The sequence below is a fragment of the Vibrio sp. R78045 genome, from assembly GCF_042466085.1.
In the GTDB taxonomy this organism is placed as follows: Bacteria; Pseudomonadota; Gammaproteobacteria; order Enterobacterales; family Vibrionaceae; genus Vibrio; species Vibrio cyclitrophicus.
Map to the genome: position 1 here is coordinate 992390 of NZ_JAXHBS010000008.1, position 16491 is coordinate 1008880.

Here is a 16491-nt window from a genome sequence, read left to right on the forward strand (position 1 = left end):
TGTTATTTAACTTCCGTTTGTACGTACTTTTTACTTACATCTACTAGCGCTATGTCTTTGATAAATTCGCGCCCTAGTAATACAGGGTGACTCATTTGAGAGCGATCCGCCAATGTAAATTGCGCTTTTTCATGGATTTTTCCAACTTTCACCCATAATTCGATCACAGCTCGACGTTCTGCTTGATCATTGGTTGATTGACGGATTTTTACATAACGTACAACAGGTGCTTCAATCCATTTCTGGTCTTCTACGGCTTGTGCTTTATCGTCTAGATGGAACTTAACCCAATTCTTACCATCACGTTCGAATTCTTTGACGTCGACAGCGTTCAAAGAAGAAGTCGTTGCGCCAGTATCAACACGAGCATCAAAGCTCTGCTTGATAGAGTCAATAGATACTTTTTCGATTCCTCCAAGAATGGTTGGCTGCAATGTTGGGGCAATAGGTGCCGCAGCAACCGCAACCGGTTCCTCTTCCGTTAACTCTTCAATAACGCGGTGTTCCATGTTTGTTAGATGAACATCTAATTGATTAGATAGGGTAGTGATTTCATCTTCTAAGCTTTCAATGTAATCACTTTGATTGCTTAGTTGCAGTTCAAGATTTTGAACCTTATTTGCGATGTTTGTCTCTGAGCGGGAAATAGCGTCGAGAGTTTCTTGGTGGTAGGCCGCACCGTTTGTCAGGGTACAGCCAGAGAGCAAACCAACCGCCACAATTGGCGATAATCGCTTAAACATAAAAAAACCTTTGAAAATTAGAGAATAGTTCAGACTATTTAAGAGTTTAGCCCACAAAAAAGGATGCGTGAAGCATCCTATTGTAAGAGTCTGGTCATATTGAATCGCAATGTGAGCGCTGCGCCAATTATTGCTATTTGAAATAGCTCACTTATTAAACATAAGTCAACTTTTGTTCAATTTACGCTCTTTTAAGTAGAGCTCTCAGCGCAGAAAATTATGATTTCTTTGTCACAAGAAATGTTGATTTTGTGGCCTGAAATTTAAAGTTTTGTTGCTGTCGAGTTCGTATTCTTATTGCTATTAAGTTTATGGCTTTGTCGCCACTAGAATCGCACGTCGTGGTGCAGGGTGACCTTCTACTGTTTTACTTGGATCGTTCGGGTCTAAGTAATCAGGTAGAGAGTTGTGCGTCATCCATTCTGTTGTGCGTTGTTCACCAATCGTTGTGACATTTTCGTCAACAATACGTACGCCTTCAAAGCCAACCTGTTCAAGCCAACGTTTTAGAGCGCGAGCTGATGGGAAAAAGTAGACATTTCTCATTTGCGCGTAGCGGTCAACAGGAACAAGAACAGCGTTTTCGTCACCTTCAATCACTAACGTTTCAAGCACCAATTCGCCACCAGATACCAATTGGTCTTTTAATTGGATCAAATGATCAAGCGGTGAACGGCGGTGGTAAAGCACACCCATGCTGAATACCGTGTCATAGGCTTCTAGCTTTGGCAGCTGCTCAATACCTAGAGGCAACAGGTGAGCGCGTTGATCATCGCCCATCAACTTACGAATCGCTTCAAACTGAACCAAAAATAGGTGAGAGGGATCGATACCCACCGTTAAGCGAGCACCTTCGCCAAGCATACGCCACATGTGGTAGCCATTACCGCAACCTACATCGAGTACAGAGCGGTTTTTAAGTGGTGAGATATGCGGAAGTACACGGTCCCATTTCCAGTCGCTGCGCCATTCTGTATCGATATGAATGTCATGAACGGTATAAGGACCTTTACGCCAAGGGTGGAACGTCTTTAATAAGCTCTCTAGCTTTTTAAGCTCACCCGTTTGAAATGGTGTGCTGCTGCCGATAGTTACAGAGTTCTTTAAATCAACTTGATCAGGCACGCCTTGCGGGATCTTGTTCAGTGCACGTAACCAACGGTCAAAGTCACCGTGCTCTGCATTTTGCCAATCCGTCAGCTGTTGAGGAAGAATATTGAGCCACGGCTGTAGGCGAGTGTCTTGGGCAATGAGTTGATAAAAGTTAGCAAAATTAAACATGAATAATATTAACCGTTGTGGAATTCATAATGTGTACAGCCTTATAGCCATAACACAGGGAAATTAAGGGCTAAAGTATGAGAGCTTCAGATTTTAGCCAATTGTGGTTCAGCGCTATTTAATCGCGAACATCGAACCGAAGTTGAAGCATTGGAACCACACTTCGCTACTTGAGAAGCCAATCTTTTCAAAACGCTGCTTATGAACTGGAATTGAATCTGGACGCATCACATTTTCGATAGCGCTGCGTTTCTGGCTGACTTCCAGCTCGCTGTATCCGTTAGCACGTTTAAAGTCGTGGTGCAGGTCGATAAGCAATTCATTTGAACTTTCGTCTTCGAATACGTATTTTTCTGACAGGATTAAGATCCCACCAGGACGCAGGCCCGCATGAATTTTCTCAAGTAATGCGTATCGGTCGTCCGGAGACAGAAATTGCAGCGTGAAGTTCAGCACCACAACAGAGGCGTCTTTAATTTCGATTTCACGAATATCCGCTTCAATCACTTCGACAGGTGTATCGCTGCGGTAAGCATTAACGTGCAATTTACAGCGCTCAACCATCGCTTCTGAATTATCAACAGCGAAAATCGTGCAACCTTCTTGTTGAATGTGTCTGCGCATTGAAAGCGTAGCCGCGCCAAGAGAGCAACCTAGGTCATATATATTTGAATGTGGCTTTACAAAGCGCTCAGCTAACATGCCGATCGCAGAGATGATATTGCTGTAGCCGGGCACCGAGCGTTGAATCATATCCGGAAATACTTCAGCAACCCTTGCATCAAAGGTGAAGTCTCCAATTTTATCAATAGGAGCGGAAAAGATATTGTCTGTGTTGCTCATGGCATTCTCTCTCGACAGTCAGCGTAATTGGCACAGATTTCGTACCAAATAAAAGGGGACGTATTTTACGTAAAAAAAACACTGCTGTCACGAAAACTGAGATTACTCCTAGTGTTTGGCTGTATATAAGGGTGAGGGATTAAAACATCGAGATTTGATGATTGCCTTTCTGTGCCGGAAACTGAGCGAGATCGGGTAATAACAATGACGTATTTTCAGACACTTGCTTTTGTAAGTGCTTATAAATCGCTATCGAAAGCTCAGGTGCGTGATTATTGTCTGGGGTGTGGATCATTAAATAGGGTTGTTTGCCCTCATTAAGCCAGTTTGGAATTTTGGCAAACCAAGGCTTAAAAAACTCAATATTAGGTTCTTGGTCTGGGTGGCCAATAAATCGAATCATCGGGTTATTGGCCGTCGCAATCGCATGAACGGGAACACGCGGCTTTTTCTGATGCGCATCGATCACCGCTTCCGTGGTTGGTGGCGCTGAGAACACAGGGCGACTGTCCATAATGATGCGATTGATGCCTTCCTCAACTAGCCACTGATTGAAGCGCTTCTCTGCATCACCCTTATCAAAGAAACCCAAGTGTCGAACTTCAACGCCAAGCTGCATGTCTTTTGGAAATAACGTACAAAACTTTTGTAGGGCAGGCAGCATGCTGGGCTCAAAACTGTGTGGCAGTTGAATTGTCCATTGACCAATGCGATCGTGGAGTGGCGACATAGTCATCAAGAACTCTTTGAGCTCTGCTTGGCAGTGTCTGAGTTGTTGCTGGTGGGTAATAAATTTGGGCAACTTAAAGGTGAACCTGAAATCATCGTGACTGGCGGCTTTCCAATTATGAACTGTCGACATACTTGGCGTAGCGTAAAAGGTCGTGTTGCCCTCAACGGTATGAAAAACTTGCGTGTACTTTTCTAGGCGTTCGGCTGGCTTGGTGCCTCTGCCATAGAACTGACTTTGCCATTCAGAGTGAGACCACATGGTTAATCCAAGTCTTAAAGGTAAAGTTTCTGCTGTTATTTCACGATCATTCATCTATTACACCGTTATCCATCACGCCCTAAAATCTACTGTACGAGAGTTTTGCTGATTAAGGTACTTTCGAGATATAATTATCGCAATTTTCCTGGTTTTGGTGAATCTTTGCGCACTTGGTGGGCTAAAAAGCAGCAAAGCCAGATAAAACACAATAAATTCGAATGTGGAAGGTCGATTTTAGGCGAGTTTCCGCGTATAAATGTTCCTTTGCTCTGTTGTGTGGAATTACCACTGACAGCTTGGAAATTAGTAAATAATTAAGAGATTGGGAAATTCATTATGCGTACCCATTACTGTGGTAACCTGAACAAGTCCCTGGCGGGACAAACTGTAGAATTGTGCGGCTGGGTAAACCGTCGCCGTGATTTAGGCGGTCTTATCTTTATTGATATGCGTGATCGTGAAGGCATCGTTCAGGTTGTTGTCGATCCAGATATGAAAGATATCTTCCCGATCGCTAACCAACTGCGTAATGAATTCTGTATCAAATTTACTGGTGAAGTACGTGTTCGTCCTGACAGCCAAGTAAATAAAGACATGGCTACTGGTGAAGTAGAGCTTTACGCGACAGGCCTAGAGATCATCAACCGTTCAGAAGCGCTTCCACTAGACTTCAACCAAACTAACTCTGAAGAGCAACGTCTTAAGTACCGTTACATCGATCTTCGTCGCCCAGAAATGAGCGACCGTATCAAGCTTCGTGCACGTGCTTCTAGCTTCGTTCGTCGTTTCCTCGATGAGAACCTATTCCTAGACATCGAAACGCCAGTACTAACGAAAGCGACTCCAGAAGGTGCTCGTGACTACCTAGTACCAAGCCGTGTTCACAAAGGTAGCTTCTACGCACTTCCTCAATCTCCTCAGCTATTCAAGCAACTGCTGATGATGTCTGGTTTTGATCGTTACTACCAAATCGTTAAATGTTTCCGTGATGAAGATTTACGTGCTGACCGTCAGCCTGAATTTACTCAGATCGATATCGAAACATCGTTCATGACTTCTCAAGAAGTACGTAACGTGACTGAGAAGCTTGTTCACGATATGTGGAAAGAACTTCTAGATGTTGAACTAGGCCAATTCCCAGTAATGCCTTTCTCTGAAGCGATTCGTCGTTTCGGTTCTGATAAGCCAGATCTACGTAACCCACTAGAGCTAGTTGACGTTGCTGACTTGGTTAAAGACGTTGAGTTCAAAGTATTCTCTGGCCCAGCTAACGACGAAAAAGGTCGCGTAGCGGTTATCCGTGTTCCGGGCGGTGCTAAGCTAACTCGTAAGCAAATCGACGGTTACGCTGAACACGTAAACATCTACGGCGCGAAAGGCTTAGCTTGGATGAAGGTTAACGATCGTGCTGCAGGCATGGAAGGTATCCAATCTCCAGTTGCTAAGTTCCTAAACGAAGATGTGATCAACGGCATTCTTGAGCGTACAGAAGCTGAGTCTGGCGACATCATTCTATTCGGCGCAGACAAAGCAAGCATTGTTGCAGAAGCAATGGGCGCACTTCGTATTAAACTAGGCGATGATCTAGAGCTAACTGACAAGAAAGCGTGGGCTCCTCTTTGGGTTATCGATTTCCCAATGTTCGAAGAAGATGGCGAAGGCAACCTGCACGCAATGCACCACCCATTCACATCACCACTTGGTGTGAACGCGGAAGAGCTAAAAGCGAACCCAGCAGCAGCTAATTCTGATGCATACGATATGGTAATCAACGGCTACGAAGTGGGCGGCGGTTCGGTACGTATCCACAACGCAGAAATGCAAACGGCTGTATTCGGTATCCTAGGTATCGAAGCACAAGAGCAACAAGAGAAGTTCGGCTTTCTGCTTGAAGCTCTTAAGTACGGTACGCCACCACATGCTGGTCTAGCATTCGGCCTTGACCGTTTAGCAATGCTTCTTTGTGGTACAGAGAACATCCGTGACGTTATCGCATTCCCGAAAACAACAGCAGCAGCATGTCTATTAACAGACGCGCCAAGCCTAGCAAACCCAGCATCACTGGAAGAGCTAGCAATCGCTGTTAACTTAGCTAAGAAAGAAGACTAATCAAACGATTAAGCTCAGCTTTCTAATCAAGCAGTGAGTTTTCGATAGAGCTTAAGTCTTAGATAGCACTTTAGCTTTCAACAAAACTTAGTTTTTGATAGAACTTTTTCTTTCGCAGAACAACGAAATGCCCGTTAATTTGACGGGCATTTTTTTTTGCGTCCGATATACTAAGCCCATAAAGCATGTATAAATAATCAGTATTTGAAGTTATGTCTATTATCTTAGGGATTGACCCTGGCTCTCGCATTACCGGCTATGGCGTGATTCGTCAAAATGGTCGCCATCTATATTACTTAGGTAGCGGTTGTATTCGCACGTCAGAAAAAGAATTGCCGGGTCGCTTAAAGCAGATCTATGCCGGTGTGAGCGAAATCATCACCCAGTTCCAGCCTGACGTATTCGCGATCGAACAAGTGTTCATGGCGAAGAATGCTGATTCAGCACTTAAACTTGGTCAAGCGCGTGGTAGTGCGATAGTGGCTGCGGTGAATGCAGACTTGCCTGTACATGAATATGCGGCTCGTTTGATTAAACAAGCGGTGACGGGTAACGGTGGTGCTGACAAGTCTATGGTTCAGAATATGGTGATGAGCATGCTTAAGTTACCAGCCAAGCCACAGGCTGATGCTGCTGATGCTTTAGGTGTAGCGATCACTCACGCTAACACCAATAAAACTTTGATAGCGCTTGCGGGTAAAGCAACAGGTGCAAGAAAAGGGCGTTACCGATAACCTAGGCTATGGCGTTTCTGAAGCCAGAATCATTCGGTTTCTCAAGCTAAGCAAGCTTAAATAAATCATCCCAATAAACACAAAGAACTGGATAAGCATCCAGTTCTTTTATATTCTGTCCCTCAAATTATATTCCATCAAGAGAGTGAATTGTGATCGGACGTCTACGCGGTACATTAATAGAAAAACAGCCACCAGAATTACTAATCGAAGTGAGTGGTGTTGGTTATGAAGTTCAAATGCCAATGAGCTGTTTTTATGAATTACCAAACGTTGGCGAAGAGGCAATTATCTACACTCACTTTGTTGTTCGTGAAGATGCGCAACTACTTTATGGTTTCAACACGGTTAAAGAGCGTGCGCTGTTCCGTGAAGTGATTAAAGCAAACGGTGTTGGCCCTAAGCTTGGTCTTGGTATTCTCTCTGGAATGACGGCGAGCCAATTCGTTCAGAGCGTTGAGCGTGAAGACATCTCTACGCTAGTGAAACTACCGGGTGTGGGTAAGAAAACAGCAGAGCGTCTAGTTGTTGAAATGAAAGACCGCTTGAAAGGGTGGGGTGCAGGTGATCTATTTACTCCTGCAACGGACGCAGCGCCAATGGACTCACTGCCAACGGTTCACGATGCTGAAGAAGAAGCGGTAAGCGCACTACTTGCATTGGGTTATAAACCGACTCAAGCCTCTAAAGTTGTAGCTCAAGTGGCTAAAGATGGCATGACCAGCGAACAATTGATTCGAGAAGCATTGAAGTCGATGGTTTAATCTCCCATATACTTGTTCTATATAATAGACTCATTCACTTTGCCTTTACACAGATTCAAGAAGCGCAAAGTCAGGAAGAGCAGAGTTAGGAATAGCAAAATTTATGATTGAAGCTGATCGCCTGATTGCACCGGATAATCCGGTCTTTAAAGATGAAGATGTTATCGACCGTGCAATACGTCCAAAGGCGTTAGCCGACTATCAAGGTCAGGACCACGTTCGCAACCAGATGGAAATTTTCATTCAAGCAGCACAAATGCGAAATGAAGCTCTGGACCATTTGTTGATATTTGGCCCTCCTGGTTTAGGTAAAACCACATTGGCAAACATTGTCGCGAACGAAATGGATGTTAGCATTCGCACGACTTCAGGCCCGGTATTAGAAAAAGCGGGCGACTTGGCCGCTCTGTTGACTAATCTTGAAGAAAACGACGTGTTATTCATTGATGAGATCCACCGTTTAAGCCCTGTGGTTGAAGAGGTTCTATATCCAGCAATGGAAGACTACCAACTGGATATCATGATTGGTGAAGGCCCTGCGGCGCGTTCTATCAAGATTGATCTTCCTCCCTTCACATTGATTGGTGCTACCACGCGTGCTGGCTCACTGACGTCTCCACTGCGTGATCGTTTTGGTATTACTCAACGCCTTGAGTACTACAAAGTCGAAGATCTGCAAAATATCGTTCAGCGCAGTGCTGATTGCCTTGGACTTTCGATGGAGTCGGAAGGAGCATTAGAAGTTGCTCGCCGCGCTCGAGGTACACCGCGTATAGCAAACCGTTTATTACGCCGTGTGCGCGATTATGCGGAAGTGAAAGGCGATGGGCATATTTGCCCAGACGTGGCGGACAAGGCACTCAATATGTTGGACGTCGATGCCAAAGGTTTTGACTATATGGACAGAAAGCTTCTACTCGCGATTATGGAGAAGTTTGGTGGTGGTCCTGTGGGTATTGACAACATGGCAGCAGCCATTGGCGAAGAGAAAGACACCATTGAAGATGTGCTGGAACCATACTTGATTCAACAAGGCTACTTGCAACGAACCCCGCGAGGCCGAATTGCTACCGACAGAGCGTATTTACACTTCGGAATCGACAAACCTTCCAATCGTTAGATTATTCATTTTTAAAGATCCCAGTTGCATAAGCACTGGGATTTTTTGGTTTTTATTGAATAACAACTCTTTGAGCAAGTCGATAAAAAGGCCGAGTATCGGATCTCAAAAATGGAAACTTTGATTCCGAGTTTGATTTAGGTAACAAAAAATGAAATAACTTGTCATATCTTTTGTTAATACTTTATAGGTAGTTGTGATTTGCATGTTGTAGCGATGTCTAGCTTTTGTCACGGATATTAAGCGCTGTTATTAATGGAAGCTAAATTGGTGTGATTTTAATCATAGTTGTTCAAAAATAACTCTAATTTGCTGGACTAATATTGATACAAATCAAAGCAAGCTTCTCCTATAAACCTTTTGAAACATACTGATTTTACAAGTAATATTAGCGCTAGCTATATTAGCTCATGCTTAACAATAATCTAACTATAACGGTACGTTTTTGCTACAAATTTCAATTTGTAATAACAATTACATAAATTGTTTTAACATGGATTTTTGCGGTGATTAATCACACAAGTGTCATTCAGCCGACACAAAGGAGTTACCATGATTGATGTTGTTGATCTGTCGCGATTGCAGTTTGCATTTACAGCGATGTATCACTTCTTATTTGTTCCACTGACTTTAGGTATGGCATTTCTACTTGCCATTATGGAGTCAGTCTATGTAATGACTGGCAAGCAAATTTACAAGGACATGACTAAGTTCTGGGGTAAATTGTTTGGTATTAACTTTGCCCTTGGTGTAGCGACAGGCTTAACCATGGAGTTCCAGTTTGGTACTAACTGGTCTTACTATTCTCACTACGTTGGCGACATCTTTGGTGCTCCGCTAGCTATCGAAGCGCTTGTTGCATTCTTCCTAGAGTCTACTTTTGTTGGTCTTTTCTTCTTCGGTTGGGACAGGTTGTCAAAGCGTCAACACTTAGCAGTAACGTGGTTAGTCGCTCTTGGTTCTAACTTCTCAGCGCTTTGGATCTTGGTAGCAAACGGCTGGATGCAAAACCCAGTGGGTGCAGAATTTAACTTTGAAACGATGCGTATGGAAATGGTGAGCTTCGCTGAAGTTGTACTAAATCCAGTAGCACAGGTTAAATTCGTGCATACGGTAGCGTCTGGTTACACAACGGGTGCAATGTTCATCCTTGGTATCAGCTCATACTATATTCTTAAAGGTCGTGACGTTGCCTTTGCTCGTCGCTCTTTTGCGATTGCAGCCTCTTTCGGTATGGCGGCAATTTTGTCAGTTATCGTGCTAGGAGATGAATCTGGTTACGAGCTTGGTGAAGTTCAAAAAGTAAAACTAGCTGCTGTTGAAGCAGAGTGGCACACTGAAGAAGCACCAGCCGCGTTTACTGTTTTTGGTATTCCAAACCAAGAAACAATGAATACTGACTACGCAATTAAAATTCCTTACGTAATGGGTATCATCGCAACACGTTCTCTTGATAAAGAAGTAACGGGCCTGCGTGACCTACGTGATGATCACGTTGATCGTATCCGCACTGGTATGTACGCGTATGAGTTGTTAGAAAAGCTACGTGCAGGCGACAAATCTGAAGAAAACATGGCTGCGTTCGACGAAGTGAAAGGTGACCTAGGTTACGGTCTACTTCTTAAGCGCTACACAGACGACGTTGTTGATGCAACAGAAGACCAAATCCAAATGGCTGCGGATGATTCTATCCCAACAGTTTGGCCTCTATTCTGGTCATTCCGTCTGATGGTTGCTTGTGGCTTCATTATGCTGTTTGTATTCGGTGCTGCGTTTGTTCAAACGTGTCGTCAGAAGATTGAACAGAAACCATGGGTACTTAAAGCGGCGCTGTTCTCAATCCCATTGCCTTGGATCGCGATTGAAGCGGGTTGGTTCGTTGCTGAGTTTGGTCGACAACCATGGGCGGTTGGTGAAATCCTACCGGTTAACGTTGCCGCATCAGCACTAACTATCGGTCAGCTTTGGACTTCTCTATTCGCAATTCTTGCACTTTACACAGTGTTCTTGATTGCTGAAGTTTACCTAATGCTGAAATTCGCACGTAAAGGTCCAAGTAGCTTAAAGACAGGCCGTTACCACTTCGAACAAAACGATAGCTCTGTTGAAGACAAAGTTAGCCGTTCAGTTGAAGTATAAGTGAGGGAATATTATGTTTGATTACGAAAGCTTACGACTTATTTGGTGGGTATTGATCGGTGTTCTACTGGTTGGTTTCGCCGTGACTGATGGCTTCGATATGGGGGTTGCAGCCCTATCACCTGTTATCGGTAAGAGCGACACTGAACGTCGTATTATGCTGAATACTATTGCCCCTCACTGGGACGGCAACCAAGTATGGTTAATTACGGCTGGTGGTGCATTGTTTGCTGCATGGCCATTAGTTTACGCGACGTCTTTCTCTGGTTTCTACTTTGCTATGTACGTGACTCTAGCAGCACTTTGGCTACGTCCACTTGCTCTTGATTACCGTTCAAAGATAGAAGAACCAAAATGGCGTAAGGCTTGGGATTATGCACTTTGCTTCAGTGGTACCGTTCCGCCAATCATTTTTGGTGTGGCGTTTGGTAACCTACTACAAGGTGTACCATTCGACTTGAACGACCTAATGATGTCTAAGTACCATGGTACGTTCTTCGCTCTGCTAAACCCATTTGCATTGCTATGTGGCGTGTTGGCTCTGATGTTGTTCGTGATGCAAGGTGCTACATGGCTTCAAATGAAGACAACAGAAGAACTGCACAGCCGTGCACGTAACGTTGCTCAGATCACTGGCCTAATTGCTATTGCTCTATTCGTTATTGGTGGCTTCTGGGTTCAATCTATCGAAGGCTATGTAATTACGAGCACTATTGATACATTTGCTGATTCAAACCCACTAAACAAAGAAGTCTCACTTCAAGTTGGTGCGTGGATGACAAACTTCGAAACGTACCCTGCAATGTGGGCAGCACCGATTCTTGGTGTAGCAATGCCACTACTTGCTGTGATTGCATCTCGCCTTGAACGCGGTGGCTTCGCATTCTTGTTCTCGAGTCTATCTAATGCTGGTGTTATTTTGACTGCTGGTTTTGCAATGTTCCCATTCGTAATGCCATCAAGCCTGAACCCTAACCATAGTTTGACTATGTGGGATTCTACGGCAAGTGAGCTAACTCTTGGCCTAATGACTGCTGTTGCGGCGGTAATGGTTCCTGTGATTCTTGGCTACACAACTTGGACATATTACAAAATGTTCGGTCGTTTGGATAAGAAACACATCGAAGATAACGACGTTTCAGCTTACTAAGCTAGAAGTGAAATAACTTAGGAGAAATTTTATGTGGTATTTCGCATGGATTTTGGGTGTACTTCTAGCATGTGCATTCGGCATCATCAATGCTCTTTGGCTTGAGCATTCAGAAATGATGGACAAAGACAGTGAGTAATCTCGCAGAGCAAGTCGCTAAACTGCATCAACCAATGGATAAGACTCTGTTAAGAGCCTTATCCCTGATATTGGGCTTCATGCATGTTGGTTTAGTGATGTGGGATCCTGAAGCGTATGCGACAAGCATCGGTGGCTTTAACGCGATCATTGGGCCAATGTTTATTTGGGCAGTTTGCTCAAGCATGGTTTACGGTATCGGGTTTAAGCCAAGAGCTTGGATGTGGCAGTTGCTGTTTAGCCCATACGTTTCACTAACAATTTTGCTCTACCTAACGGCGTTACGCCTTATCTAAATAAGGCTGCGGATTAGGTTTGTTACAAAGTAAACCTAGGTCGTTGTTGGGTTTTTAGTCAAAAAGAGGTCATCTTATACAGATGGCCTTTTTTTTCGTCTCTTAACTCAAAAATTCACAGCCATATACTATTAATGATAATGAGTTAGGTTATAGTGATATCTTTATCGTTTTTGGGTTGTGGTATTAATTTGCAGGGATTATCTAAGCCGTTTACGTGGCCAGTAACCGTATATTACGAAGATACCGATGCGGGTGGGGTCGTGTACCATTCTAACTATCTCAAGTTTTTTGAACGTGCTCGAACTGAGATGCTGCGCTCGATTGGCGTTTCTCAACAAGTATTGTTAGAACAAAATATCGGTTTCGTAGTCCGACATATGGACATTGATTTTATTCGAGGCGCACGTCTTGATGACTCTTTACAAGTCATTACAAATATTTACGAATTGAAGCGAGCTAGCTTGGTCTTCTGTCAAGAGATCGTAAATCCTGATGGCAAAGCATTGTGTAAAGCAATGGTTAAGGTAGCATGTATCGACAATCAAAAAATGAAACCCAAGGCAATGCCAACATTTATTCTTACGGAGCTAACGAATAGTGACTGCTGAAATCTCAATCTTAGGCCTAATTTTAGAAGCCAGTTTACTGGTTAAAATGGTCATGCTAGTTCTTATGGGCATGTCTGTTGTTTCTTGGGCAATGATCATAAAAAGAAGTAAAGTGTTATCTCAAGCTTCTAAACAAACTGAAGTGTTTGAAGATAAGTTCTGGTCTGGTGTTGATCTTGCTAAATTGTATCAAGAGAGCAATAAACGCAAAGATGAGCTTTCTGGTACAGAAGAGATTTTCTACGCAGGCTTTACTGAGTTCGCTCGCCTACGTAAATCAAATGCGACATCTCCAGACTTCATTATGGAAGGTACTGGTCGTGCAATGCGGGTTGCGGTTGCGCGTGAAGTTGATGAGCTAGAAACCAACTTACCTTTCTTAGCGACCGTCGGTTCTATTAGCCCATACATCGGCCTATTTGGTACGGTTTGGGGCATCATGCACTCATTTATCGCACTCGGTGAAGTAAAACAAGCTACGTTAGCGATGGTTGCACCTGGTATTGCGGAAGCACTTATCGCAACAGCAATGGGTTTGTTCGCTGCAATCCCAGCAGTAATGGCGTATAACCGTTTCAGCAGCCGTGTAGGTAAGCTCGAGCACAATTACGCGACTTTTTCTGAAGAGTTCCACAGTATTCTTCACCGTCAAGCGATGGCTGGCAGGGAATAATAGATGGCTGGATACCAACCTAAAAAACGCAAGATGACAGCAGAGATTAACGTTGTACCTTACATCGACGTTATGCTTGTATTGCTGATCATTTTTATGGTGACGTCACCGTTTGTTACCCAAGGTGTTGATGTTGAATTGCCTCAGGCTTCAACAGCTAAGTCAGCACAAGACCTATTGGGTGATGACAACGCGAGCTTTATTATCGTCGAAGTGAACAAAGACGGTGAATTTGGTTTGAGCGTGAATAACGAAGAAGTACAGCGTGGCTTGTCACTGGAGGAGATTATCGTCCGAGTGAAAGCTGAATTGTCTCTGAAGCCAAGCTCTCCAGTAGCGGTTGGCGGTGATGCCGCAACACCTTACGCTGAAGTGGTTTTGTTACTTGATGAATTAAGCCGTGCAGGTGTGCCAAAGGTTGGCCTTTTAACGGATATAAGGGAATAGCTCCGTAGCATTCATGAAAGCGAATAATAAAAAATCCAATAATTTCAGAACACCGCTTCTTATTTCTCTTGGGCTGCACGTCATTTTATTCGTTGCGCTCATTTGGGGAGCGGATTTCACGATGTCAGAACCTAAGCCGACAGGGCAGATGGTTCAAGCTGTGGTGATTGACCCTCAGTTGGTTCGCCAGCAAGCTCAACAGATTCGTCAACAACGAGAAGCCGCGAGCAAGAAAGAGCAAGAACGTCTAGACAAGCTCAGACGTGAAAGTGAACGACTGGAAAAGAATCGTAAAGCTGAAGAAGAAAACATTCGCAAGCTGAAAGAGCAGCAAGCGAAAGAAGCAAAAGCGACTCGTGAAGCTGAAAAACGTCGAGTTGAGAAAGAGAAACAACGTCAAGCTGAAGAAGCGCGTTTACAGCAAGAGCAAAAGAAAGCCGCTAAAGCAGAAGCAGATCGTAAGTTGAAAGAAGCTGCGTTAGTGAAAGCAGAAAACGAGCGTAAGGCCAAAGAAGCTGCAATCGCAAAAGCGGAACAAGAACGCGTGGCAAAAGAAAAAGCCGCGCAAGAAGCAGCAGACAAAGCTCGTAAAGAGAAAGAAGCTGCTGAACGCGCCGAAAAGCAACGCATAGCGAAAGAAAAAGAAGCGGCAGCCGCAGCAGAAAAAGCCCGTAAGGCAAAAGAAGCTGCAGCAAAAGCAGAAAAAGAGCGTAAACAGCAGGAAGCAGCATTGAACGATATCTTTGCTGGGCTTGAAACTGAGTCGACTCAAAATTCTTCGGCGAAACAACAATTTATAAGTGATGAAGCACAACGCTATGGTGCGATTTATACTCAACTTATTCAGCAAAACTTACTGTTAGAAGACAGTTATAGAGGGCGCTCTTGTCGAGTGAACCTTAAGCTTATTCCAACAGGTTCGAATGCGATTTTGGGAAGCTTGAGTATTTTGGATGGTGATAGCCGATTGTGTGCAGCAACCAAGCGTGCCGTGGCTCAAGTGCAATCTTATCCGTTGCCTAAAGACCCAGACATTGTGAAATCACTGAAAGACATTAACTTAACTGTATCACCAGAGTAAAAGGACGAACTTGTGTTAAAAAAACTATTACTGAGTTTTGTTTTCATAATAGCGACAAGCAGCCAGTTTGCACATGCAGCGCTGGAGCTGGTTATTACAGACGGTATAAACTCTGCAAGACCTATCGCTATTGTACCTTTCCGCTGGGAAGGCGAAGAGCCATTACCACACGATGTATCAGCGGTTATCGCTTCTGACTTACAACGCAGTGGTAAATTCAGCCCTGTTGCAACAAGCAAAATGCCTCAAACACCCTACAGTGAAGCTGAGGTGGATTTTGATGCTTGGACGAATCTAGGTGTTGATTCATTGCTTACCGGTAGCATCACTAAGAATGCCGAAGGGCAGTATGTGGTTAATTACCAATTGATCGACATTGTTCGTGGTCAGTTAACCAAAGGGCAAAGCCGCGCGTTGAGTGATGAAGGCCAACTCGTACTTTCTAAAGACCACGTTCTATTTAACAAGAAAGCGACGGTTCCAGGTAAACGCTTGAGAGAGTATGCGCACCGTATAGCTGACTTAGTTTATGAAGAGCTGACTGGTGAAAAAGGGGCGTTTTTAACCCGTATTTCTTATGTGGTCGTAAACGATAAAGACCAATACCCATACCAACTTCGTGTGGCTGACTATGACGGTTTCAACGAGCGCTTAGTGCTTCGTTCTAAGCAGCCTCTGATGTCACCAGCATGGTCACCAGACGGTAAGAAGCTTGCTTATGTGAGTTTCCAAAATGGCCAAGCTGAAATATTCATTATGAATATTTATACCGGTGAACGTGAGAAGGTGACGTCATACCCTCGTCACAATGGTGCGCCAAGATTCTCACCGGATGGTAAAACATTGGCATTGGTATTATCGAAGACAGGCAGCCTTCAGGTATACACACTTGACCTTGCTAGTCGTAAGCTGACTCAGATTACTCGTGGTCGTTCAAATAATACTGAACCGTTCTGGCACCCAGATGGCAAGTCTCTTATTTTTACCTCGGATCGTGGTGGTAAACCTCAGATTTATAATGTAAATTTGTCAAATAACTCGACGTCTCGTATTACTTGGCAAGGTAGCCAAAACCTAGGTGGTCAAATCACCCCTGATGGACGATTCATGATCATGGTCAATCGTAGTAATTCAGGTTTCAACTTGGCGAAACAGGATTTGGAAACGGGTGCGGTTCAGGTACTAACAAAAACTCTGTTAGATGAATCCCCAAGTATTGCACCGAATGGAGGTATGGTTATCTATAGCTCTATTTACAATAAAACAAATGTACTATCGATGGTTTCTATCGATGGCCGTTTTAAAGCTAGATTACCGGCAACCAACGGACGCGTAAGAGCGCCGGCATGGTCACCGTTCCTCTAGGTAAAG

General features: G+C 44.0%; 17 protein-coding genes. 13 read left to right on the forward strand and 4 right to left on the reverse strand.

Translation table 11 applies throughout. The features are described 5' to 3' along the window. Positions 1-2 precede the first annotated feature (2 nt). The 4 genes from SJY39_RS06935 to SJY39_RS06950 form a co-directional block, all read right to left on the reverse strand. The gene (locus SJY39_RS06935; protein WP_010437828.1) at positions 3-743 is read right to left on the reverse strand and encodes an ATP-dependent zinc protease; all 741 of its coding nucleotides are present in this window, start codon (positions 741-743) and stop codon (positions 3-5) included. A 309-nt stretch (positions 744-1052) separates the two neighbouring features. Then, positions 1053-2024, reverse strand: coding sequence for a tRNA 5-methoxyuridine(34)/uridine 5-oxyacetic acid(34) synthase CmoB (cmoB, locus tag SJY39_RS06940; protein WP_010437830.1), 972 nt, complete (start codon positions 2022-2024; stop codon positions 1053-1055). A 114-nt stretch (positions 2025-2138) separates the two neighbouring features. Then, on the reverse strand, positions 2139-2867 hold the full coding sequence (gene cmoA / locus SJY39_RS06945; protein ID WP_010437832.1) for a carboxy-S-adenosyl-L-methionine synthase CmoA: 729 nt from the start codon (positions 2865-2867) through the stop codon (positions 2139-2141). Between the two features lie 139 nt (positions 2868-3006). Next, positions 3007-3912 (reverse strand): DUF72 domain-containing protein, encoded by a 906-nt coding sequence (locus tag SJY39_RS06950; protein ID WP_016768405.1) that lies wholly within the window; start codon positions 3910-3912, stop codon positions 3007-3009. Positions 3913-4194: 282 nt separating this feature from the next. On the opposite strand from SJY39_RS06950, the gene aspS reads away from it, so the two are divergent. The 13 genes from aspS (at position 4195) to tolB (ending at position 16485) form a co-directional block, all read left to right on the forward strand. After that, a complete protein-coding gene (gene aspS, locus SJY39_RS06955; RefSeq protein ID WP_010437836.1) occupies positions 4195-5967 on the forward strand; it encodes an aspartate--tRNA ligase in 1773 nt (590 codons plus the stop codon). A gap of 212 nt (positions 5968-6179) precedes the next feature. Continuing rightward, a complete protein-coding gene (ruvC, locus tag SJY39_RS06960) occupies positions 6180-6701 on the forward strand; it encodes a crossover junction endodeoxyribonuclease RuvC (RefSeq protein WP_008219936.1) in 522 nt (173 codons plus the stop codon). A 152-nt stretch (positions 6702-6853) separates the two neighbouring features. After that, the gene (gene ruvA, locus SJY39_RS06965; protein WP_010437841.1) at positions 6854-7465 is read left to right on the forward strand and encodes a Holliday junction branch migration protein RuvA; all 612 of its coding nucleotides are present in this window, start codon (positions 6854-6856) and stop codon (positions 7463-7465) included. Positions 7466-7568: 103 nt separating this feature from the next. Continuing rightward, entirely contained in the window at positions 7569-8585 is a 1017-nt protein-coding gene (ruvB, locus tag SJY39_RS06970; protein WP_010437843.1) for a Holliday junction branch migration DNA helicase RuvB, read from the forward strand. A 552-nt stretch (positions 8586-9137) separates the two neighbouring features. Further along, entirely contained in the window at positions 9138-10724 is a 1587-nt protein-coding gene (cydA, locus tag SJY39_RS06975; RefSeq protein ID WP_010437845.1) for a cytochrome ubiquinol oxidase subunit I, read from the forward strand. 13 nt (positions 10725-10737) lie between these two features. Then, positions 10738-11874 (forward strand): cytochrome d ubiquinol oxidase subunit II, encoded by a 1137-nt coding sequence (cydB, locus tag SJY39_RS06980; protein WP_010437847.1) that lies wholly within the window; start codon positions 10738-10740, stop codon positions 11872-11874. A gap of 31 nt (positions 11875-11905) precedes the next feature. After that, positions 11906-12013 carry a cytochrome bd-I oxidase subunit CydX gene (cydX, locus tag SJY39_RS06985; protein WP_000270284.1) on the forward strand — a complete coding sequence of 36 codons (108 nt, stop codon included), beginning with the start codon at positions 11906-11908 and terminating at the stop codon, positions 12011-12013. Next, positions 12006-12308 (forward strand): cyd operon protein YbgE, encoded by a 303-nt coding sequence (gene ybgE, locus SJY39_RS06990; RefSeq protein WP_010437891.1) that lies wholly within the window; start codon positions 12006-12008, stop codon positions 12306-12308. The genes cydX and ybgE overlap by 8 nt, the downstream gene beginning before the upstream one ends. A 173-nt stretch (positions 12309-12481) precedes the next feature. After that, a complete protein-coding gene (gene ybgC, locus SJY39_RS06995; RefSeq protein ID WP_016788831.1) occupies positions 12482-12919 on the forward strand; it encodes a tol-pal system-associated acyl-CoA thioesterase in 438 nt (145 codons plus the stop codon). After that, positions 12909-13592, forward strand: a complete 684-nt coding sequence (tolQ, locus tag SJY39_RS07000) for a protein TolQ (RefSeq protein WP_010437896.1) — start codon at positions 12909-12911, stop codon at positions 13590-13592. Before ybgC ends, tolQ begins: the two co-directional genes overlap by 11 nt. 3 nt (positions 13593-13595) lie before the next feature. Further along, positions 13596-14039 (forward strand): ExbD/TolR family protein, encoded by a 444-nt coding sequence (locus tag SJY39_RS07005; RefSeq protein WP_010437899.1) that lies wholly within the window; start codon positions 13596-13598, stop codon positions 14037-14039. 13 nt (positions 14040-14052) lie between these two features. Continuing rightward, entirely contained in the window at positions 14053-15120 is a 1068-nt protein-coding gene (gene tolA, locus SJY39_RS07010; protein WP_016768401.1) for a cell envelope integrity protein TolA, read from the forward strand. A gap of 12 nt (positions 15121-15132) precedes the next feature. Next, positions 15133-16485 (forward strand): Tol-Pal system beta propeller repeat protein TolB, encoded by a 1353-nt coding sequence (tolB, locus tag SJY39_RS07015; RefSeq protein ID WP_010437914.1) that lies wholly within the window; start codon positions 15133-15135, stop codon positions 16483-16485. Positions 16486-16491 lie beyond the last annotated feature (6 nt).

Excerpts from the sequence above, each read along its gene's own strand:
- cydX (WP_000270284.1), top strand. The coding sequence starts at position 11,906 with ATGTGGTATTTCGCATGGATTTTGGGTGTACTTCTAGCATGTGCATTC.
- cydB (WP_010437847.1), top strand. The coding sequence starts at position 10,738 with ATGTTTGATTACGAAAGCTTACGACTTATTTGGTGGGTATTGATCGGT.
- tolA (WP_016768401.1), top strand. The coding sequence starts at position 14,053 with ATGAAAGCGAATAATAAAAAATCCAATAATTTCAGAACACCGCTTCTT.
- ruvC (WP_008219936.1), top strand. The coding sequence starts at position 6,180 with ATGTCTATTATCTTAGGGATTGACCCTGGCTCTCGCATTACCGGCTAT.
- SJY39_RS06935 (WP_010437828.1), bottom strand. The coding sequence starts at position 743 with ATGTTTAAGCGATTATCGCCAATTGTGGCGGTTGGTTTGCTCTCTGGC.
- aspS (WP_010437836.1), top strand. The coding sequence starts at position 4,195 with ATGCGTACCCATTACTGTGGTAACCTGAACAAGTCCCTGGCGGGACAA.
- SJY39_RS07005 (WP_010437899.1), top strand. The coding sequence starts at position 13,596 with ATGGCTGGATACCAACCTAAAAAACGCAAGATGACAGCAGAGATTAAC.
- cydA (WP_010437845.1), top strand. The coding sequence starts at position 9,138 with ATGATTGATGTTGTTGATCTGTCGCGATTGCAGTTTGCATTTACAGCG.
- ruvB (WP_010437843.1), top strand. The coding sequence starts at position 7,569 with ATGATTGAAGCTGATCGCCTGATTGCACCGGATAATCCGGTCTTTAAA.
- cmoB (WP_010437830.1), bottom strand. The coding sequence starts at position 2,024 with ATGTTTAATTTTGCTAACTTTTATCAACTCATTGCCCAAGACACTCGC.
- cmoA (WP_010437832.1), bottom strand. The coding sequence starts at position 2,867 with ATGAGCAACACAGACAATATCTTTTCCGCTCCTATTGATAAAATTGGA.
- SJY39_RS06950 (WP_016768405.1), bottom strand. The coding sequence starts at position 3,912 with ATGAATGATCGTGAAATAACAGCAGAAACTTTACCTTTAAGACTTGGA.